At 74.2% G+C, this 19,109-nt stretch carries 19 protein-coding genes and 1 other RNA gene; 13 read left to right on the top strand and 7 right to left on the bottom strand.

The genetic code is table 11. From position 1 onward, the window contains the following. Positions 1-180: 180 nt before the first annotated feature. The 3 genes from ACZ4SV_RS18195 to ACZ4SV_RS18185 all read left to right on the top strand — a co-directional run bounded on the left by ACZ4SV_RS18195 (position 181) and on the right by ACZ4SV_RS18185 (position 3,778). The gene (locus ACZ4SV_RS18195; RefSeq protein ID WP_365877213.1) at positions 181-1,353 is read left to right on the top strand and encodes a PP2C family protein-serine/threonine phosphatase; all 1,173 of its coding nucleotides are present in this window, start codon (positions 181-183) and stop codon (positions 1,351-1,353) included. Positions 1,354-1,852: 499 nt separating this feature from the next. Next, positions 1,853-2,293 (top strand): ATP-binding protein, encoded by a 441-nt coding sequence (locus ACZ4SV_RS18190; protein ID WP_468005843.1) that lies wholly within the window; start codon positions 1,853-1,855, stop codon positions 2,291-2,293. A gap of 297 nt (positions 2,294-2,590) precedes the next feature. Next, positions 2,591-3,778: a PP2C family protein-serine/threonine phosphatase gene (locus tag ACZ4SV_RS18185; RefSeq protein ID WP_365877211.1), complete on the top strand. Its 1,188-nt coding sequence runs from the start codon at positions 2,591-2,593 to the stop codon at positions 3,776-3,778. Between the two features lie 10 nt (positions 3,779-3,788). Here ACZ4SV_RS18185 and ACZ4SV_RS18180 read toward each other — a convergent pair whose 3' ends face one another. Next, positions 3,789-4,301, bottom strand: a complete 513-nt coding sequence (locus tag ACZ4SV_RS18180; RefSeq protein WP_365877209.1) for a MarR family winged helix-turn-helix transcriptional regulator — start codon at positions 4,299-4,301, stop codon at positions 3,789-3,791. Between the two features lie 456 nt (positions 4,302-4,757). Here ACZ4SV_RS18180 and ACZ4SV_RS18175 point away from each other — a divergent pair, with 456 nt between their 5' ends. Continuing rightward, positions 4,758-5,489, top strand: coding sequence for a hypothetical protein (locus ACZ4SV_RS18175; protein WP_468005404.1), 732 nt, complete (start codon positions 4,758-4,760; stop codon positions 5,487-5,489). A 150-nt stretch (positions 5,490-5,639) separates the two neighbouring features. Beyond that, positions 5,640-6,089 carry a hypothetical protein gene (locus ACZ4SV_RS18170; RefSeq protein WP_365877205.1) on the top strand — a complete coding sequence of 150 codons (450 nt, stop codon included), beginning with the start codon at positions 5,640-5,642 and terminating at the stop codon, positions 6,087-6,089. Positions 6,090-6,323: 234 nt separating this feature from the next. Here ACZ4SV_RS18170 and ACZ4SV_RS18165 read toward each other — a convergent pair whose 3' ends face one another. Next, positions 6,324-7,169, bottom strand: a complete 846-nt coding sequence (locus tag ACZ4SV_RS18165) for a SigB/SigF/SigG family RNA polymerase sigma factor (RefSeq protein WP_365877203.1) — start codon at positions 7,167-7,169, stop codon at positions 6,324-6,326. Positions 7,170-7,333: 164 nt separating this feature from the next. Between ACZ4SV_RS18165 and ACZ4SV_RS18160 the strand changes: the two genes are divergently transcribed. After that, on the top strand, positions 7,334-7,855 hold the full coding sequence (locus ACZ4SV_RS18160) for an NUDIX domain-containing protein (RefSeq protein WP_468005403.1): 522 nt from the start codon (positions 7,334-7,336) through the stop codon (positions 7,853-7,855). A gap of 50 nt (positions 7,856-7,905) precedes the next feature. Here ACZ4SV_RS18160 and rnpB read toward each other — a convergent pair. Next, positions 7,906-8,320, bottom strand: an RNA gene (gene rnpB / locus ACZ4SV_RS18155) — RNase P RNA component class A. Positions 8,321-8,610: 290 nt separating this feature from the next. Here rnpB and ACZ4SV_RS18150 point away from each other — a divergent pair. The 4 genes from ACZ4SV_RS18150 to ACZ4SV_RS18135 all read left to right on the top strand — a co-directional run bounded on the left by ACZ4SV_RS18150 (position 8,611) and on the right by ACZ4SV_RS18135 (position 11,512). After that, positions 8,611-9,375 (top strand): MerR family transcriptional regulator, encoded by a 765-nt coding sequence (locus tag ACZ4SV_RS18150; protein ID WP_468005401.1) that lies wholly within the window; start codon positions 8,611-8,613, stop codon positions 9,373-9,375. Then, on the top strand, positions 9,372-9,935 hold the full coding sequence (locus tag ACZ4SV_RS18145) for a hypothetical protein (RefSeq protein ID WP_468005399.1): 564 nt from the start codon (positions 9,372-9,374) through the stop codon (positions 9,933-9,935). Before ACZ4SV_RS18150 ends, ACZ4SV_RS18145 begins: the two co-directional genes overlap by 4 nt. A 59-nt stretch (positions 9,936-9,994) precedes the next feature. Continuing rightward, complete coding sequence (gene yaaA / locus ACZ4SV_RS18140) at positions 9,995-10,777, top strand: peroxide stress protein YaaA (protein WP_468005397.1); 783 nt, start codon at positions 9,995-9,997, stop codon at positions 10,775-10,777. A gap of 72 nt (positions 10,778-10,849) precedes the next feature. Further along, entirely contained in the window at positions 10,850-11,512 is a 663-nt protein-coding gene (locus tag ACZ4SV_RS18135; protein ID WP_468005395.1) for a bifunctional 4-hydroxy-2-oxoglutarate aldolase/2-dehydro-3-deoxy-phosphogluconate aldolase, read from the top strand. Here ACZ4SV_RS18135 and ACZ4SV_RS18130 read toward each other — a convergent pair. From ACZ4SV_RS18130 to ACZ4SV_RS18120, 3 genes are read right to left on the bottom strand one after another with little or no spacing between them, the layout of a single operon-like run. Continuing rightward, positions 11,497-12,972 (bottom strand): bifunctional RNase H/acid phosphatase, encoded by a 1,476-nt coding sequence (locus tag ACZ4SV_RS18130; RefSeq protein ID WP_468005393.1) that lies wholly within the window; start codon positions 12,970-12,972, stop codon positions 11,497-11,499. The two genes, ACZ4SV_RS18135 and ACZ4SV_RS18130, sit on opposite strands and share 16 nt — an antisense overlap. Positions 12,973-12,999: 27 nt before the next feature. Then, on the bottom strand, positions 13,000-13,743 hold the full coding sequence (locus tag ACZ4SV_RS18125; RefSeq protein ID WP_365877223.1) for a zinc ribbon domain-containing protein: 744 nt from the start codon (positions 13,741-13,743) through the stop codon (positions 13,000-13,002). 17 nt (positions 13,744-13,760) lie between these two features. Beyond that, the gene (locus ACZ4SV_RS18120; protein ID WP_468005391.1) at positions 13,761-14,597 is read right to left on the bottom strand and encodes a Nif3-like dinuclear metal center hexameric protein; all 837 of its coding nucleotides are present in this window, start codon (positions 14,595-14,597) and stop codon (positions 13,761-13,763) included. Between the two features lie 187 nt (positions 14,598-14,784). On the opposite strand from ACZ4SV_RS18120, the gene ACZ4SV_RS18115 reads away from it, so the two are divergent. Both ACZ4SV_RS18115 and ACZ4SV_RS18110 read left to right on the top strand, forming a co-directional pair. Further along, the gene (locus ACZ4SV_RS18115; protein ID WP_468005389.1) at positions 14,785-16,050 is read left to right on the top strand and encodes a hypothetical protein; all 1,266 of its coding nucleotides are present in this window, start codon (positions 14,785-14,787) and stop codon (positions 16,048-16,050) included. A 96-nt stretch (positions 16,051-16,146) separates the two neighbouring features. Then, on the top strand, positions 16,147-16,305 hold the full coding sequence (locus ACZ4SV_RS18110) for a hypothetical protein (RefSeq protein WP_365877187.1): 159 nt from the start codon (positions 16,147-16,149) through the stop codon (positions 16,303-16,305). A 97-nt stretch (positions 16,306-16,402) separates the two neighbouring features. Here the strand turns inward: ACZ4SV_RS18110 and ACZ4SV_RS18105 are convergent, their stop codons facing one another. After that, positions 16,403-17,263, bottom strand: a complete 861-nt coding sequence (locus ACZ4SV_RS18105; protein WP_468005387.1) for a MaoC/PaaZ C-terminal domain-containing protein — start codon at positions 17,261-17,263, stop codon at positions 16,403-16,405. 242 nt (positions 17,264-17,505) lie between these two features. Between ACZ4SV_RS18105 and ACZ4SV_RS18100 the strand changes: the two genes are divergently transcribed. Next, a complete protein-coding gene (locus ACZ4SV_RS18100) occupies positions 17,506-18,972 on the top strand; it encodes a sensor histidine kinase (RefSeq protein WP_468005385.1) in 1,467 nt (488 codons plus the stop codon). Positions 18,973-19,109: the final 137 nt, after the last annotated feature.

The following is a 19,109-nucleotide window of genomic DNA, read 5'->3' as shown; positions in this document are numbered from 1 at the left end:
TGGGCGGCGGCGGAAGGCAGTCACGGTCACACTCTCGCAGGCACTGGGGCGCCTGTCAGCGTACTAGGTGCACGCACTGGCACCGGGCGCCCCGAGGTGCCCGACGCGGCCCGACCGGAAGCTCCGCCTCGTGAACGAGGCACATACCTTGTCCGGCGAAAGATAGGTGTATTTCCCATCATGAACAGACTCGTGGCCGCTGAACGTGCGCTGCGCACAGCGGCTCCCCATGCACTGCTCGACGCCATCCGCGCCGTACTGGTCGAGCAGTACGGCGCGGAGGACGTCGAGCTCTACCTGGCCGACTACGGCCTGACGGTGCTCCAGCCGGTGTCGGTGCTGCCGCACACGCTGGAGCCGGTGTCGGTGCACAACAGCCCGGTCGGCCGGGCCTTCGGCTCGCAGAAGCCGTACCCCGAGGAGGTGCGGGACGGTCGGGTGCGGCTGCACCTGCCGGTCAGCGTGCGCGGCGACCGGCTCGGTGTGCTGTCGGTGACCCTGCCGGACGCCGGGGCCGTACGGCAGTCGGAGCCCGAGCTGGCCGAGATCGCCGACATGCTCGGGCACGAGGTGATCGTGGCCGAGCGGGACACCGACCTGTACCTCCAGGTGCGGCGCAAGGACCGGCTGACGCTGGCCGCCGAGATGCAGTGGCAGCTCCTGCCCGGCCGCTCCTGCTCGCGGGCCGAATACGAGCTGGGCGCCCAGTTGGAGCCCGCCTACGCCATCTTCGGTGACAACTTCGACTGGTCCGCCACCGCCGACCACCTGATGCTGTACGTCACCAACGGCATGGGCGAGGGCATAGAGGCGTCCCTGCTGACGAACCTGGCCATCAACGCCCTGCGCAACGCCCGGCGGGCCGGCATCTCCATCGAGGACCAGGCGGCCCTCGCCGACCAGGCCGTCTACGCGCACTACCAGGGCCGCTGTTACCTGTCGGTCCTCATGTTCGACTTCGATCTCGCCACCGGCCGGGCGAGCGTCGTGGACGCGGGCTCCCCCCAGTTGCTGCGGCTGCGCGACGGGGTGGTCGAGCGCATCGCCCTGGACGCCCAGCTTCCCCTCGGCATGTTCGAGGAGACCGACTACGTCGCGCAGGACTTCCAGGTCGAGCCCGGTGACCGGCTCCTCTTCGTCAGCGACGGCGTCCACGACGTGGCCGACCCGAAGGGCGAGGCGTACGGGGACGAGGCGCTGGCCCGGGCCATCCACTCCACCCGGCTGCTGCCCGCGGCCGAGGTGCCGCGGGCCATCCTGCGGGAGCTGACCGGCCACCGGGGCAGGCCGGCACCGGACGACGACGCCCTGGTCGTCTGCCTGGACTGGCACGGCCGGCCGGCCGGAAGCTGACCGGCCGCGGTGCCGGTCACGCGCCGTCCGGACCCACCCCCTCGCGCCCGCGTTTGCCGGGTGGCAATAATTGCCTGATGTCCATGGATCGGCCGACCGGCCGGCCGTCCCGCGGGTCCGAGGCGCACGCAGGACTTGCCGGGCCCGCGAGGCCCGCAGGACAGGCGGCACCGCACCACCGGCAGCAGGGAGAACGCGCGTGGCGCAGTACGGCACGCCCCCGAGGGGGCGGGCGGCGGGGAGCCGGCGGGCGGCACCGTCCGGCAGACGCGGGGCGCGGTCGTCCCCCCGCGCCCGGTCACGGCAGCGGGCCCGGACCGACGGGCCCCCGTGTCACCCGCCGGAGCCCGGACCGGGCAGCGGCACCGGCAGCGGTGCCGGCGGGCGGTGTGGTGCGCGGCACCGGACGAGCGGGTGCCCGGCCCCTTTCCACGGCCCTCTCCCCGCAGGGCCGCACGTCCTCGGCGGCCGCGGCCGCTCCGGTGGAAGACGGTGCGTGATGCAGGCCCCACTCGATGCGACGGCGTGCCTGCCGATCGGCTCCGACGCGGATCTCGCCCGGGTACGCCGCCAGGTGCGCCAGGCCGCCGCCGCCCTCGGTTTCGGACTGGTGCAGCAGACGAAGCTGGTCACCGCGGCCAGCGAGGTGGCCCGTAACGCCCTCGTGCACGGCGGCGGCGGCCACGTGGAGATCACACCGCTCGGGGACGGGGCCCGCCGCGGGCTGCGGCTGACCTTCGCCGACGCGGGCCCGGGCATCCGGGACGTGGAGCGGGCCATGGCCGGCGGCTCCCCGGGCGACGGTCCGGGCAGCGGCCTGAGCGGGGCCAGACGGCTGGTCCAGGAGCTGACCCTGCACAGCCGCCCCGGCCGGGGCACCACCGTGACCATCACGGACTGGCTCACCGGTCTGCCCGCGCCGCGCACCGGTACGCCGTGAAGGCGGCCGGGACCGCCACCGCGCACCGGTACGCCGTGAAGGCGGCCGGGACCGCCACCGCGCACCGGTGCCCCGTGAGCACGGCCGGGACCGCCACCGCGCACCGGTACGCCGTGAAGGCTGCCCGGACCGCCGCCGCGCACCGGTGCCCCGTGAGCACGGCCGGGACCGCCGCCGCGCACCGGAACGCCGCGAGCGCTGCCCGGATCGCCGCCGCGGGCGCGCTGCCCGTAACGGCCCCTCCCCGCCGCCCGCCGTGGAAAAGGGGCGGTAGCGTGGAGGTCTTGAGGCGAGAGGGTGAACACCGTGACAGCCTTTGAACCGCTTCCGTCCCCGGAAGCCGACCTGCGCGCGGCCGCGCCGCACGCGCTGGTGGCCACCGCCCGCCGGATCCTCGCCGAGCGCGCCGGGGCCCAGGAGGTCACGCTCCTGCTCGCCGACTACGGACTGACCGTCCTGCAACCGGTGTCCCATCTGCCCCACACCGGCCCTGCGGTCCCCGCCCACGAGGGCCCCGCGGGCAGCGCCTTCCTCACCCAGAGCCCGGTCGTGGAGGTGCTCCGCACGCCGCCCGGCCTCCTGGTGCATCTGCCGATCACCGTGCGCGGCGACCGGCTGGGCGTCCTCTCGGTGCGACTGCCCGCGGGCGCCGCCGATCCGGACACCGTGCTGCGGCTCGGCGACTTCGCCACGGCACTCGGCCACGAGGTGGCCACCGCCGACCGCGACACCGACCTCTACCTCCTGGCCCGCCGCACCCGTCGCCTCACCCTCGCCGCCGAGATGCAGTGGCAGCTCCTGCCCGGCCGGGGCTGCGCCCGCGCGGAGTACACCATCGGCGCCCACCTCGAACCCGCCTACTCCATCGGCGGCGACAACTTCGACTGGTCCGGCAGCGCCGACCACCTCGTCCTGACCGTCACCGACGGCATGGGGCAGGGCATCGAGGCGTCGCTGCTCACCAGTCTCACGGTCAGCGCCCTGCGCAACGCCCGCCGCGCGGGCATCGGCCTGGCCGACCAGGCGTGCCTGGCCGACCAGGCCGTGTACGCCCAGTACGGCGGCAAGGCGTACGCCTCCACGCTGCTGCTGCGGTTCGACCTGGCCACCGGCGCGGTGCACGCGGTCGACGCCGGCTCCCCCCAGTTGTTCCGCCAGCGTGACGGGCACACGGAGCGCGTCGCCCTGGACGCCCAGCTCCCCCTGGGCATGTTCGAGGAGACCCAGTACCAGGAGCAGGCGTTCCGGGTGGAGCCGGGAGACCGGCTCATCGTGGTCAGCTCCGGGGTGCACGGCACCCGCTCGACGGACGGCGCCCTGTTCGGCGAGAGCGCCCTGCGCCAGATCCTCGGCGCCACCCGCTCCGCGGCGCCGCACGAGACGGCCCGCGCGGTCGTCTCCGGGCTGGTCGAGCACTACGGCAACCGGGAGTTGATGTCCGACGCCGCGGTGGTCTGCCTGGACTGGCGCGGGCGCCCGGACTGACACGGGCCGGTCAGGACCGGCGGCCGTCCTTCTTGCCGGTCTTCCCGGTGGCGCTCTCGTGGGCGGCGAGGAAGGCGCGCATGCCCCGGCTCAGCGCCGCCCGCTCGGCCGGCGCCATGGCCGCGAGGACCTCCGCGAGCGCGTCCGACCGGCGGGAGGTCACCTCGGCCAGCACCTGCCGGCCGTGACCGGTGAGGTTGAGCTGCACCTCGCGCCGCTTGTGCGGGTGCAGCACGCGCTCCAGCAGACCGGCCGCCTCCAGCCGGTCGCACAGCCGGCTCGCGGTCGGCATCCCTATCTCCATGCCCTCCGCCAGGGCCGTGAGATTGAGCCCGGGCTCGGACTCCAGGATGCGCAGCGCCCGCAACTGGTGCGGAGACAGCCGCAGGCTCGCCTGCTGGCTCGCCACCGACCACAGGTCCGCGAGACCGTCCACGGCATCGGAGATCTCCAGCGCGAGGGACCACGGATCTCCGTCCGGCCCGCTCGCCTGGTCGTCCCCGGAGCCACTGAGACGAGTCACGAACCCATCGCTTTCAGCAATCGCCTGCCCATGTGGATGCCATCCCCATTCAAACGCGGTACCCGAAGAGACGCGCAGCAAGCACCGCCGGCCGAGCCATCGTAGGAACCGAGGGACCGGGATGACGGAGGTTTGCCCGGCGAGCCGTGGCGCGAGGGGGTGGGACGGGGGTGGTCTGGGCGGCGAACCGCTGCGTGAGGGGCCGCTGCGGGGGGGTGCCGTTGCGCGGGGTGCCGGGGCGGCCGGGGTTGTTCGGCGAGCCGTTGCGCGGGGTGGTCCGCCGTGACCGGGGCTCCCGCCGGGTCGGCCCGGCGGGAGCCCCGCGAAAAAGGAAGCGACTATTCCGTTATCACGGGGATACCGGAGTTCCACGGCGGCCGTCACGCGACGGCGAGAGCGACGGCCCGCCCGGCAGACAGGAACAGCACCTATCCCCGGAGGGGTTTTCGCATGTCCGTGAGCCGCACGTTAGCCGTGTCCGTGATCTGCGCGACCACCGCCCTGGGTGTCGCGGGCTGCTCCGACGACACTTCGTCGGACCAGCCGTTCCAGGGGCAGAACGCCGACCAGGTGGCCGCCAAGGCCGTGACCGCCACCCGGGACGCCACCTCGATGCGCATGGCCGGGAAACTCTCCGCGCAAGGACAGCCCCTGACGGTCGACTTCCACGTCGACACCCGGAAGAACTGCAAGGGCAGGATGGCGATGCGCAGCGGTTCGGCCGACGTCATCCACACCGGCCAGGCCACGTATGTCAAAGGCGACGACAAGTTCTGGGCCGGTGCCGCGGGGAATTCGGCCGGCGGACAGAAGCAGGCCCGGGCGCTGAGCGGCCGGTGGGTGAAGGTGCCGGTCGGTGATTCCCGTACGACGGGATTCTGCGACAAGCAGGGATTCCTGGCCGATCTGGACAGCGACAAGTCCGAGCGCAAGGGAATGACGAAGGGCGACGTCACCACGGTGGACGGCCGGAAGGCGGTCCCGCTGAAGAAGAAGAAGGGGAGCGGCGAGACCATCACGATGTACGTCGCCGCCGAGGGAAAGCCGTACATCCTCAAGCTGGACCAGTCGGGCGGCAAGACCCCCGGCACCGTCGTCTTCTCGGACTACGAGAAGCCGGTCAAGGCGACGCCTCCGCCGACGGGACAGGTCGTCGACGGCACGAAGGCGGGCAAGACGGCTTCCTGAGGGTCCGTCGCGCGTAACCCGTACGGCCCATCTCGTGCCTCAATTCGTTTCCCACAGCCCAGATCAGAGCATTTTCGAACAAAGCGGCGGGGCTGAAATGCCGCCTGGCGGGTAGCGCGCTACTCGACGGCATCATGGAAGGGGAAAACCATGTCAGTGGATCCCGAACCAGCCGCGGCATCGCCGGCTGCGGCACACGTCGCCGAATCGATGATCGAGCTGTGGCAGCGGGCACACGAGGACGTCGCCCCGAGGATTTCCGACGAGCAGATGCGCGCGCTCCTCGCGCTGGCGGACGGGCCGGGTGACCCGGGCGGAATCGCCCGGGATCTCGGGGTCGACTTCGCGGCGGCGGTCGGGCTGTGCGACCACCTGGAGCGGCGCGCCCTGGTGCGGCGCGGGCCGGCCGGCATGTTCTGTCTCACGGGCGCCGGGAAGTCCGTGCTCGAAGCGACGCGGCAACGCCGTCGGCAGCTTCTGGAACAGACGCTGCTGGCGGCCGCACCGCCGGACCGGCCGGTACTGCGGGACGCGCTCAACCAGTTGAACGGACGGGTGAGCCCTCTGCTGCGGGTCCCGCGCAGCCGCTCACCGCACTGACGGCCGGGGGCGGGAGAGCCACGAGGACGGGCGACGAGCGCGGGGCGGGCCGGCGCACCACGGACGGGGCGCCGCCCGGCCCCACGGTCCCGGCCCCGCCGCCGGTCGGTGGGCGGCAGCCGATGACCGGTGGGCGGATGGCCGATGGGCTGGGCGTAGGCCGGTGGGCGGATGGCCGATGGGCTGGACGTCAGCCGGCGACCGGTGGCCGCCGCAACCGGCGACCAATGGTCGTCAGCCGGTGGCCAGCATGCCCGAGCGGAGGCGCTCCAGGATGCGGGAGATCAGGCGTGAGATGTGCATCTGCGAGACGTCCAGCTCCTTGCCGATCTGCGCCTGCGTCATCTCCTCCACGAACCGCATGTGGAGGATGCGCCGGTCCCGCTCGCCCAGTCCGGCGATGAGGGGGGCCAGGTCGTGGAAGTCCTCCACGAGTTCCAGGGCGGCGTCCTCCTCGCCTATGAACGCGGACAGCGCGGCCTCGCCCTCGTCGGCGTCGGCGCTGATCGCGGCGTCCAGCGAGGCGGAGTGGTAGCCGTTCGCCGCGATCTGGACCTCGACGACCTGCTCCTCGGTGAGGTTCATCAGGGCGGCCAGCTCGGAGACCCTGGGCGCACGGCCCAGCCGGCCGCGCAGTTCCTCGTTGGCCTTGGCCAGCTCCGTGCGGGCCTCCTGGAGGCGCCGGGGCACGTGGACGGACCAGGAGGTGTCGCGGAAGAAGCGCTTGATCTCCCCGACGATGTAGGGCACCGCGAAACTGGTGAACTGCACCTCGCGGGAGATCTCGAACCGGTCGATCGCCTTGATCAGCCCGATCGTGCCGACCTGGACGACGTCCTCCATGTCCTGGCCGCTGCTGCGGAACCGGCGGGCGGCGAAGCGCACCAGGGACATGTTCATCTCGATCAGCGTGTTGCGCGCGTACTGGTACTCGTGGGTGCCTTCCTCCAGCACGGCGAGCCGGTCGAAGAAGACCCTCGTCAGCTCACGGGCGTCCTGGGGCGCGACCTTCTGCGGATCTGCGATCTGCGGCAGCTCCGTGCCGAGGTCGGTCGCCGTGCCGACGAGTGCCGTCGTCATCCCAGGGCCTCCCTGCTCTCGTTCACCCGCTCCCGTGAGCGGGTCACCAGAGCCGCGCCTACCCTGACCGGCCCACCTCATGCCTCACCATCCCGCCATTTCACCAGGTCCCCGCCCCGGACACCCCACCGAAAACCAGCCCCGGCCCCGGGAGGCACCCCCGCATGAGGCGCACAGCACCCGATCCCGCCGACGCCGATGCGTGGAACGCGTACCTCGCGGAGGGCAACGCCAAGCAGGCCCGCAAGCGCGTGGCGGCCGATGTGCTGCTGCGGGACCCGTCCGGCCGTGTGCTCCTGGTGAACCCCACCTACAAACCGGGATGGGATCTGCCCGGTGGGATGGCGGAGGCCAACGAACCGCCGGAGGACGCGGTGCGCCGTGAACTGATGGAGGAACTCGGCGTCCGCGTCACGCCGCTCGGGCTGCTGGTGGTGGACTGGGTGGCCCCCCACGGTCCCTGGGACGATCAGCTCGCGTTCGTCTTCGACGGCGGCACCCTGGGCGAGGATCAGACCGACCGGCTGCGGCCACGCGACGACGAGCTGTCCGAAGCCGCCTTCGTCACAGCCGCCGAAGCCATCGATCGCCTCCGGGACCGCATCCGGCGCCGGTTCGAGCACGCCCTGAAGGCACTGGACGAGGGACGGCCGCTGTACCTCCGCGACGGTGCGCCCCTCATGTGATCACCGAGGGCCTCTGGCCTGCGTTCCCGCTGGTCGGAAGCACTGAGCGGCAGACGAGTCGGGCTGTACGCCGGGTTCTGTTCCCCGGTGCCCTCGCGGGCGCCGGGGCGACGGCCATCCATCTAGGGCCGGCGTTGCCGCCGGCCTCGTGCGGTCTACCCGCGGACTCGGGCGGGCCGCCCTCGATCGTCCGCGCAGGGTCGCCCTTCTTGCGAAAGGCCGCCCCTTCTTGACCTTGCTCCGGGTGGGGTTTACCTAGCTGCCCAGGTCACCCTGGGCACTGGTGGTCTCTTACACCACCGTTTCACCCTTACCGAGGACCGAGGTCCCCGGCGGTCTGCTTTCTGTGGCACTGTCCCGCGGGTCACCCCGGGTGGCCGTTAGCCACCACCCTGCCCTGTGGAGCCCGGACGTTCCTCGGGAAGCCCCCTCGCGGGAACTCCACGCGGCCGTCCGCCCGGCTCGTCTGCCGTGCTGACCATGGTACCGGGCGCCCGCCGCACCGCAGACCGCCGGCTTCCGGCAGGTACGTGCCGTCCCGCCCCGCAGCGCACCCGGGGCGGTCGCAGCCGGAGGCATCGGCGCCGGGCTGCCGGAGACGTGGCCCGCACCCGCGAGGCGTACGCGCTGCTCGACGCGCTCGCGGACGCCGGCCCGGACGACGCACGCGTGGAGCGGACGGCGTGGAGCGCCGGTTCGGCGTCCCGGCGGTCGCCGCTTGACCCCGTCGCGACGTCAACGTCTGTACTGGGCGCATGCGGATCGGAGAACTCGCCGCCGCCGTCGGCGTCACGACGCGGACCGTGCGGCACTACCACCATCAGGGCCTGCTGCCCGAGCCGGCGCGGCTGGCCAACGGCTACCGGCACTACACCCTCCGCCACGCCGTCGTCCTGGCCCGGATCCGGCGGCTGACCGAGCTGGGGCTGGGGCTCACCGAGGTGCGGGACGTGCTCGCCGACGACGCGGGCAGGGACCTCACCGAGGTGCTCACCGAACTCGACGCGGACCTGGCCCGGCAGGAGGCGGCACTCCGGGAGCGCCGGCGGCGGCTGCGGGCGCTGCTGGACGCCGGGGTGCCGTCCGCCGAGGGGCCCGTCTCCCCCGGACTGGCCGCGCTGCTCGACGCGCTGCCCGCCGGTGACTCCCCCACGGCCGCCCGGGACAGGGAACTGCTCGCGCTGGTCGAGACGGGCGCGTCGGCCGGGGACCGGGAGCGGCTGGTGTCGATGCTGCGCGGCGCCCTGGACGATCCGGACACGGTGGCCCGCACCCGCGAGGCGTACGCGCTGCTCGACGCGCTCGCGGACGCCGGCCCGGACGACGCGCGCGTGGAGCGGACGGCGCGCGCCCTGGCCGCCTGCGTGCCCGGTGGCTTGCTTCGGGACGGGTTCCTTCCGGAGGGCCAACTGGATCCGGACAACCCGGTGTTGCAGGCCCTGTACGCCGACTTGGGGCCTGCCCGGGCGGAGGCGGTGCGCCGTATGCTGGTGATCCTTTCGGGGGAGGAGCGGCGATGATCGTGTACCGGCTGGCCAGGCACGAGATGCGGCTCTTCGCGGGGCTGGCGCTCTGGCTGGCCCGGCGCACCGAGGGCACGACCGGCGGGCGGGTGTTCGGGTACGCGCGCGGGCAGGGCGCGACGCTGCTGGGTCTCGCCTTCGTCTGCCTGGTGGAGACGGTCGGCGTGGCCGTCATGCTGCGGGACATGCCCCTGGCGCACGACGTGATGCTGGTGCTGGACATCTACACCGTGCTGTTCGTGGTCGCCCTGCACGCCGCCGGCGCCGTCCGCCCGCACGTGCTGACCGCCGACGCGCTGCGGGTGCGCTACGGCGCCCAGGTGGACCTGCGGATCCCGCGTACCGCGATCGCCGCCGTACGCCGCGAGACCCGGATGACGCACGAGCCGGCGCCGGACACCCTGGACCTCGCCGTCGGCTCGCAGACCACGGTGACGCTGGAGCTGGCCGAGCCCGTCGTACACACCACCGTGCTGGGCCGCCGCAGGCCGGTGCGCGTGGTCCGGCTGTACGCCGACGACACCGCCGGCCTGGTCCGGGCGCTCACGCCGGGCTGAGCGGGAGGGGGGCGGGGGGCACGCCGTACCCTGGCGGAGGTCTAGGTAAGGAGTATGTGTTGCTGGTCCTGCTGCCGCCCTCCGAAGGCAAGGCGAACCCGGGCGAGGGTGCCCCGCTGGAGCTCCGGTCGCTGTCCCTGCCGGGGCTGACCGCCGCGCGGGAGGCGGTGCTCGGCGAGCTGGTCGGGCTGTGCGCCGGCGACACGGAGAAGGCCCGCGAGGTGCTGGGGCTGAGCGAGGGGCTGCGCGGCGAGGTCGCGAAGAACGCCGCACTGCGCACCGCCGGCACCCGCCCCGCCGGCGAGATCTACACCGGTGTCCTCTACGACGCCCTCGGCCTGGCCACGCTGGACGCGGCCGGCCGGCGGCGCGCGGCGGACTCGCTGCTGGTGTTCTCCGGGCTGTGGGGCGCGGTGCGGGTGACGGACCGGATTCCCTCCTACCGCTGCTCGATGGGGGTGAAGCTGCCGGGCCTCGGCGCGCTGGCCGGACACTGGCGGACCCCGATGGCCGAGGTCCTGCCGGCGGCGGCCGGCGAGGGGCTGGTCCTGGACCTGCGGTCCTCGGCCTACGCGACCGCCTGGCGGCCGAAGGGCGAGGTGGCCGGGCGCACGGCGACGGTACGGGTGCTGCACGCGCCGACCCGGAAGGTCGTCAGCCACTTCAACAAGGCGACGAAGGGCCGGATCGTCCGCGCCCTGCTGACCTCCGGGGCCGTGCCGCGCGATCCCGCCGAGCTGGTGGAGGCGCTGCGGGAGCTGGGGTACGCCGTGGAGGCCCAGGCACCCGGCAAGCCGGGCAAGGCGTGGTCGCTGGACGTGCTGGTGGACGAGATCCACTGACGCGCCGGCACATACGTTGCATCCTGCGCAACGCTCGTTGCGGCACGTGCAGGGGCTGGGCACGATGAGGGCATGACCTCGCCGCTGCCCTCCTCCCCCGCCGCCTCGGTACTGGATCTCGCGCCCGTGCTGCCCGTCGTGGTGCTCGCCGACGCCGCCGACGCCGTACCGCTGGCGCGGGCGCTGGTGGCCGGCGGGCTGCCCGCGATCGAGGTGACGCTGCGGACCCCGGCGGCCCTGGACGCGGTCCGCGCGATCGCCGGCGCGGTGCCGGACGCGGTGGTCGGCGCGGGCACGGTGCTCACCCCGGAGCAGGTGCGCGCGAGTACGGCGGCCGGGGCGCGGTTCCTGGTCAGCCCCGGCTGGACGGAGGCGCTGCTGACGGCCATGCTCGGGTCCGGCGTGCCGTTCCTGCCCGGTGTGTCGACCACCTCGGAGGTCGTCGCGCTGCTGGAGCGCGGGGTGCGGGAGATGAAGTTCTTCCCGGCGCAGGCGGCGGGCGGTACGGCGTACTTGCGGTCGCTCGCCGGACCGTTGCCGCAGGCCCGCTTCTGCCCGACCGGCGGCATCGGACCGCAGACCGCGCCGGAGTACTTGGCCCTGCCCAACGTCGACTGTGTCGGCGGCAGTTGGATGGTCCCGGCGGACGCGGTGGCGGCCCGGGACTGGGACCGGGTCGAGCAACTGGCGCGGGCCGCGGCCGGGCTCGGGAACCGGCCTCAGGGACGCAGGTGAGAGGTGTCGTTGAACAGCCGTACGCTCGCGTTGCCGTCCGCGTAGTACGCCACCGCCGACAGGGAGGCCGCCGACAGCTCCATCCGGAACAGGGACGCCGGCGGGGCGCCGAGGGCGAGCCGGATCAGGGTCTTGATCGGGGTGACGTGGGTGACCAGCAGGACCGTGCGGCCCGCGTACGCCGCGACCAGCTCGTCCCGGGCGGCGGCGATCCGGGTCGCGGTCTCGGCGAAGCTCTCGCCGCCGCCGGTGGGACGGACCTCCGGGTCGGCGAGCCAGGCGTTCAGGTCGTCCGGGTGACGCTCGCGGACCTCGCCGAAGGTCAGGCCCTCCCAGGCGCCGAAGTCCGTCTCGCGCAGCCCGTCCTCGACCGTGACCGGCAGGTTCAGCCGGGCGGCGACGATGGCCGCGGTCTCGCGGGTGCGGGCGAGCGGGGAGGCGACGACGGCCTGCACCGTGCCGCGCCGGGCCAGCGCTTCGGCGACGCGGCGGGCCTGCTCCCGGCCGGCGGCGGAGAGGGCGGGATCGCTGCCGCCGCTGCCGGAGAAGCGCTTCTGCGGGGTCAGCGGGGTCTCGCCGTGGCGGAGGAGGACGAAGGTGGCGGGGGCGCCGAGGTCCGGGGCGGCGCTCCAGCCGGGGGCGGAACGCCGCGCTTCGGCGGGGGCGGGGGCGGGTGCTTCGCCGGGGGCGGGGGCGGGTGCTTCGCCGGGGGCGGTGGTGTGCGCCTCGCCGGGGGCGACCGCGTGCGCCTCGCCAGGGGCGGCCCCGTGCTGCTCGGTGGGGCGGTCCGGGCGTTGCTGGGCGGAGACGGCCGGGTCCTGCTCGGCGGGACGGTCCGGGCGCTGTTCGGCGGGGGCAGTGGTCGGGCGCTGCTCGCTGGGAGGTGCCGCTGCGCCCACCCGTGCCGCCCCAGCGGCACGACTGCCCGCAGCTACGGACCCGCCGGAAGGCTCCCCTGCGGCACGACTGCCCGCAGCTACGGACCCGCCGGAAGGCTCCGCGGCGGCACGACTGCCCGCAGCTACGGCGGGGTCAGCGGTCGGCGTTGCGGTGGGCTGGCCGGCGTCCATGGCCTTGTTGGCCAGGCGGTCGGCGTGCTTGTTGTGCTCGCGGGGGATCCACTCGTACGTGACCCGGTCCGGCGGGAAGACCGACCGGGCCTCGGCCGCCAGCGGCTTCATGTCCGGGTGCTTGATCTTCCAGCGGCCCGACATCTGCTCGACGACCAGCTTGGAGTCCATGCGGACATGGACCGACGCGCTGGGATCGAGGGCGTGGGCGGCGCGGAGGCCGGCCAGCAGGCCGCGGTACTCGGCGACGTTGTTCGTGACGACGCCGAGGTACTCCGCCGCCTCCGTCAGCGTCTCCCCCGTCGCCGCGTCCAGCACCACGGCCCCGTACCCCGCGGGCCCGGGGTTGCCCCGTGACCCGCCGTCGGCCTCGACGATGAACTCCCGCACCCGCAACGCCCCTTGTCCCCGTGTCTCTTACAGACCCGACTCCGCCGTGCGCACCAGGATGCGGCGGCAGTTCTCGCAGCGGATCACCGTGTCCGGCGCCGCCGTGCGGATCTCGTTCAGCTCGGTGATGGCCAGCTCCTGCCGGCAGCCCTGGCAGGAGCGGGCGTACAGCTTCGCCGCGCCGATGCCGCCCTGCTGCTTGCGCAGCTTGTCGTACAGGGCCAGCAGGTCGGCGGGGACGGAGGCGGCGACGACCTCGCGCTCCTTGGTCACCGAGGCGGTCTCGCGGTCGATCTCCCCGAACGCCGCGTCCCGGCGCGCGGTCGCGTCGTCGATCTTCGACTGCACCGAGGAGACCCGCTCGGTCAGCTCGCGCACCCGCTCCTGCGCGGCCTCACGGCGCTCCATGACCTCCAGGACCACGTCCTCCAGGTCGCCCTGCCGCTTGGCGAGCGAGGCGATCTCGTGCTGGAGGTTGGACAGGTCCTTCGGCGAGCCGACCGCGCCCGAGTCCAGGCGCTTCTGGTCGCGGACGGCGCGCTGGCGCACCTGTTCGACGTCCTGCTCGGCCTTGGTCTGCTCGCGGGCGCAGTCGCTCTCCTCGGTCTGCGCGGCCACGAGCAGGTCGCGAAGCTGCGTGAGGTCCTTCGTCAGCGAGTCGATCTCGGCGTGCTCGGGCAGGGACTTCCGTTTGTGCGCGAGCTGCTGGAGGCGGACGTCGAGGGCCTGGACGTCGAGGAGTCGGATCTGGTCGGCGGGCGCGGCGTTCAGTTGGGGGCTCCCGTGGGCTAGAGGGTGGTGGTGGACGCCGCGTGGGCGGTCCAGGGGTCGGTGACCGTCTTGGAGACGTGGACGCGCAGGTCCCAGCCGTGACGGTCGGAGATCTCGTCGAGCTGGCTCGCGGCCAGCTCGCACCAGGGCCACTCGGTGGCCCAGTGCGCCGCGTCGAGCAGCGCGAGAGGGCTGTGGGCCACCGCCTCGGACGCCGGGTGGTGGCGCAGGTCGGCGGTGAGGAAGGCGTCGACGCCGGCCGCGCGGACCTGGTCGAACAGGCTGTCGCCGGAGCCGCCGCTGACGGCGATCGTGCGGACGACGGCCTCGGGGTCGCCGGCCACCCGGATGCCCTGCGCGGTCGCGGGCAGCCGCTCGGCGGCGCGCGCGGCGAGGTCGCGGACGGTCAGCGGGTGGTCGAGCGCGCAGATCCGGCCGAGGCCCCGGCGCCCGTGCGGGTCGGTGGGGTCCGGCACGAGGGGGCCTACGACCCGCAGGTCCAGGGCGCCGGCGAGGGCGTCGGAGACACCGGGGTCGGCGGTGTCGGCGTTGGTGTGGGCGACGTGCAGCGCGATGTCGTTCTTGATCAGTGTGTGCACGGCCCGGCCCTTGAAGTGCGTGGCCGCGACCGTGGTCGTACCGCGCAGATAGAGCGGGTGGTGGGTGACCAGCAGGCCGGCGCCCAGCTTCACCGCCTCGTCGACGATCTCCTGGACGGGGTCGACGGCGATCAGGACCCGGGTGACCTCCTGGGCGGGATCGCCCACGACGGTGCCGACCGCGTCCCAGGACTCGGCCCGCTCGGCGGGCCACAGGCTCTCCAGCGCGGCGATGACTTCAGACAGACGGGGCACGGGCCAAGGCTACCTGGCTGTTCGGCGGGGCCGTACCGCATGCGTCCGGACCGGGCGCGGTCAGCACAACGGTCCCGGTTTCCTCGGATGAAACGGTTCTGCGCCACCCGTATGTGTGAAGCGGGCACCGGCGCGGGGCGCGTCCGCGCGGACGAAAACTAGCTTCGTCGCCGGAGGTGACCGAACGATGACGGTCAGTGTGCTCGAACCCCCGTCCACGAGCGGGACCGCGGGTGTGCCGGGGGCGGGGTGCGTGATCACGGCGGACGGCGCGTACGCCGCCCGGCTCGCGCCGGCCGGTGACTGCTGGTACCCGGAGCGGTGGACCCTGGACGGCCCGGAGCCCTACGCGGTGCCGCTGCCCGGCCACCAGCCGGAGGAGCCCGGCACCGTGGTGCAGCCGATGGGCGACGGCCGGGTGCTGATCCACCGGCTGGTGGGCGCGCGGCACGCCTTCTCGCTGCTGTACCCGACCGGGCCGGGCACCGGCGAGCTGCCGCTCGGCGGGGTGGAGTGCCACGAGCCGGGCACCCGGCTCGCCCTGCTGCCGCCGGCGCCGGGCGGCGGCCGGGCGTACGCCCTCGCCGCCGGACCGCGCTGCGGCACGGTGTGGCTGGTGGCGGGCGGGGCGCGCGGACCGCGGCGGCTGGCCGAGGTGCCGGGGCGCTGCTCGGGCGGGGTCTGGCTGGACACCACCGGCCGGCTGCTGGCGCTCGACCGGGAACTGGGCGGACGCACCAAGACGGTCGTGCTGGACCTGGAGCGCGGCGAGATCTCGCCGCTGCTGCAGATCACGGAGCACAGCGACGACCGGCTGCTGCTGGCCGACCTCGACAGCGGGCTGCTGCTGATCTCCTCGGACGCGCCCTCCCCCGGGCAGGAACGATTGGGCTGGGGCGTCCTGGGCAGCACCCTGCCGGTCCGGTTCCCGAACTGCCTGCGGCTTCCCGGGTGCGCGGTGACGCCGTTCGCGATCCAGCCCGGACAGATGCTGGTGCCGGAGAACTGCGCGGTGGGGCTGCGGATCGACGGCCCGCTCGGCACCTGGGTGGGCACCTGGCGGCCGGCCGAACGCCGGGTGCGCCACCTTCCGGCGCCGGAGGGCTGGCTGGCGGGGGCCGGGGTGTGGACGCGGGAGGGAGTGCTGCGGCTGCCGTACGCGACGCGGGCGACCCCCTGCGGCGTGGCGCACCTGACGGTGCCGGCGGGACCCGTGCGGGACGGCGCCTTCGGGCGGGCCTCGTCCAGACCGGAGCCCCGGGAAGCCGATCCCGAGCCCCGGCGCCCGGAACCGGAACCGCCGGTGGCGGAGCCGGAACCCACGGGGGCGGGACCGGAGCCCGGGGCGGCGGAACCGGAGCTTCCGGTGCCGGTGACGGACGGGTCCGGGCCGACGCCGGTCCGTCCCGTGCCGTTGCAGCAGGCCCCCTTGGGGCGTCTTGTAACGAACTAGTGCCGGTCGGCGTGTGCGCCTGGATTCGGCCCGTAGTGCGCCGGTTAGACTCGCCCGGCTGTACGAAAGATCATGTTGACGGGGTGAATACGTCCGATGAGCGACACCAGCACCACTGAGCAGCTGTCTGCCGGCTCTCGCCAGACCACCGGCCACGGCCGGCACCGGGGCCCGATCGCGGCCCAGGAGAGCGAGACCGCTCCGCACGGCCGGCATCGCAAGCCGGCCCAGGAGAGGGCCGAGGCGGCTGCCTGACGGCAGTGACGAGGAGGGGGCACCCACCGGGTGCCCCCTCTTTCCGCGTCCCGGCCCGCGTCCCGGCCCTGTGATCGCGGTCCGGAGGGGCCGGCTGTCAGGTGTGTTCGACGGTGGTGCCGGTGAGGACGGGCGCGTCGTCCCGCTCGACGGCGCTCACGGCCACCCGGACCGTGCTGCCGTCCGCCCGCCACATGCGCACGCGCAGCGTCTCGCCCGGGAAGACGACGCCCGCGAACCGGGTGCCGTACGACCGGACCCGCGCCACCTCCCCGCCGAGCAGGGTGTCGACCACCGCCTTGAGCGTCATGCCGTAGGTACACAGCCCGTGCAGGACCGGCCGGGCGAAACCGGCGCGGCGGGCGAAGCCGGGATCGGCGTGCAGCGGGTTCCAGTCGCCGCTGAGGCGGTAGAGCAGCGCTTGGTCCTCGCGGACCGGCAGCTCGACGGTCCGGTCGGGTGCGCCGGCGGGCGGGTCGGGCCGGGCGGAGGGACCACGGTCGCCGCCCCAGCCGCCCTCTCCGCGTACGAAGATCTGCGCGTCGCAGGTCCACAGCGGTCCGCCGGCGTCGGCGGCCTCGGTGCGCATGACCAGGACGGCCGCCGTGCCCTTGTCGTACACGGCCGTGATCCGGTCGGTGGCGGTGGCGGCCCCGCGCACCGGGAGCGGGCGGTGGACGCGGAGGGTCTGCCCGCCGTGCAGGACGTGCGCCAGGTCGACGTCGATCCCCGGCATGGACAGCGCGCCGATCACGCCGGGCGCGCCGCCGCCCGCGACGGTGGCGAAGCTGGGCAGGACGTGCAGCCGGGACTCCAGGGTGTAGCGCAGTTCGCCGGGGCCGGTGGCGGGCCGGCCGGCGCCGATGCCGAGGTGGTAGAGCAGCACGTCCTTGTGGTCCCAGCCGATCTCGCCGGTCCGGGGGGCGGCCGCGAGGGCCCGCGCTGCGTCGATGGGCATGGGACTCCTGGGACAGTGGCGGCGAAAGACCCGGCGCCCTCTGTATAGCCCCGGCCTCCCGTGCCGGTGAAGGCGTACGACGCGGCCCGGCGTCAGGGGACGGCGGGCGCGGGCAGGACATTTGTCCTGCCCGGGTCCGTACATCCGTGTCTGCCCGCGGCCATGTCCGCTTCCTTACCCTCGGTCCATACGCTGTGCGTCCTACCGCCGCGCGGCGGAGAGCGTTCGACCGGGGGAAACAGATGACAAGGTGGCGGGGCAGACGGTGCCGGACAGGGACCGGACCCACGGAATCGGGGACACGGCAGACCCCCCGGAGCCCGCAGACGGCACAGGCACCTCGAACACCGCAGGCACCGCAATCGCCGCGGGCACCGCAGGCCGGGGCGGGCCGTCTCGGCGCGGGGTGGGCGGCCGCCCGGCGCCGGAGGAAGGCGGCCGCCGACGGACAGACGGGTCCGCCGCCCACCGGCTTCACCCTGCTGCCCTGGCTGCTGCTGGGCATGGGCGCCTTCTCCAATCTGCTCAAGGGCGAGACCCCGAACCCGTGGATCGGCGGCCTGGGGATGCTCGCCTTCAACTCCCTCTACGTCCACGTCACCTTCCGCGCCTTCGACCGGGCCAAGCGGGAGTCGGCCTCCAACCGGGTGGCCCTGGGCCTGCTCGGTCTGGTCACCACCGCCCTCGCCCTCGGCTACGGCGGCAACTGGCTGATGTTCTTCCCGCTGCTCGGCCTCGCCACCGGCGCCACCCTGCGCGGCCGGTGGCTGGGCCGGGCCGGACTGCTCCTCACGCTGTACGCGGGAGCCGTCTCCTGGCTGCGGGCCGGCTGGGACGAGGCGACCAGCATCGCCTACGCCACCTTCCTGTCCAGCATGGTGACCGCCGCGATTCTCGGCCTGTCCGAGGCCGTCCGGGAGCTGCGGGCCGCCCGCGAGGAGCTGGCCCGGCGCGCGGTGGAGAAGGAGCGGCTGCGCTTCTCCCGTGATCTGCACGACCTGCTCGGACACACGCTGTCGGTGGTCGTGGTGAAGTCGGAGGCGGCCCGCCGGCTGGCCTCCCGCGACCTGGAGGCCGCGCTGGCGCAGATCTCGGACATCGAGTCGGTCGGCCGGCAGGCGCTCACCGAGATCCGCGAGGCGGTGACCGGCTACCGCGAAGGCAGCCTGGCCACCGAGCTGACCCGGGCCCGGTCGGCACTGTCGGCGGCGAGCGTGCAGCCGGTGGTCCGCCAGTCGGGCACGCCGCTCGACCCGCAGGCCGAGGCCCTGCTCGGCTGGGTGGTGCGCGAGGCCGTCACCAACGTCGTCCGCCACAGCCACGCGACGCGCTGCGAGATCACCGTGGAGGGAACCACCGAACAGGTCAGCCTGACGGTCACGGACAACGGGGCGAGACCGGAGGCGGGTGCCGGGACGGGCGCGGGTGCCGGTGCTGGTGCTGGTACTGGTGCTGGTGCCGGGATCGGTGTGGGCGCGGGTCCGGCTGCGGGCGCGGGCGCCGGGACTGACGCGGGCGCCGGGATCGGTGCGGGCGCGGGCATGGGATTGGGCGCGGGCGCCGGTATCGGCGGTACCGGGCTGAAAGGGCTCACCGAGCGCCTCGCGGCGGCGGGCGGTTCGCTCACGGCCGGTCCGTCGCCACGCGGCGGCTTCACGGTCGTCGCCGTCCTGCCGGTTGGCGCCGAGGAGCTGACGGCCACGAGGTGACGGCTGCCGGGTGACGCCGGTCCCGGCGTCCAGTGCCGGGTCCGGCCGGCCGCCCGGAGGCCCCGGCCGTCCAGCGCTTGGCGCTGCCGGAGCCGGCGCGGTCCGGCGCGGCAGGACAGACCCGGTCCCGGTGCGCG

This window comes from Streptomyces sp. NPDC027672, assembly GCF_055566335.1.
The sequence above is the reverse complement of the archived record's forward strand: the minus strand, read 5'-3'. Positions and strand labels throughout refer to the sequence as shown.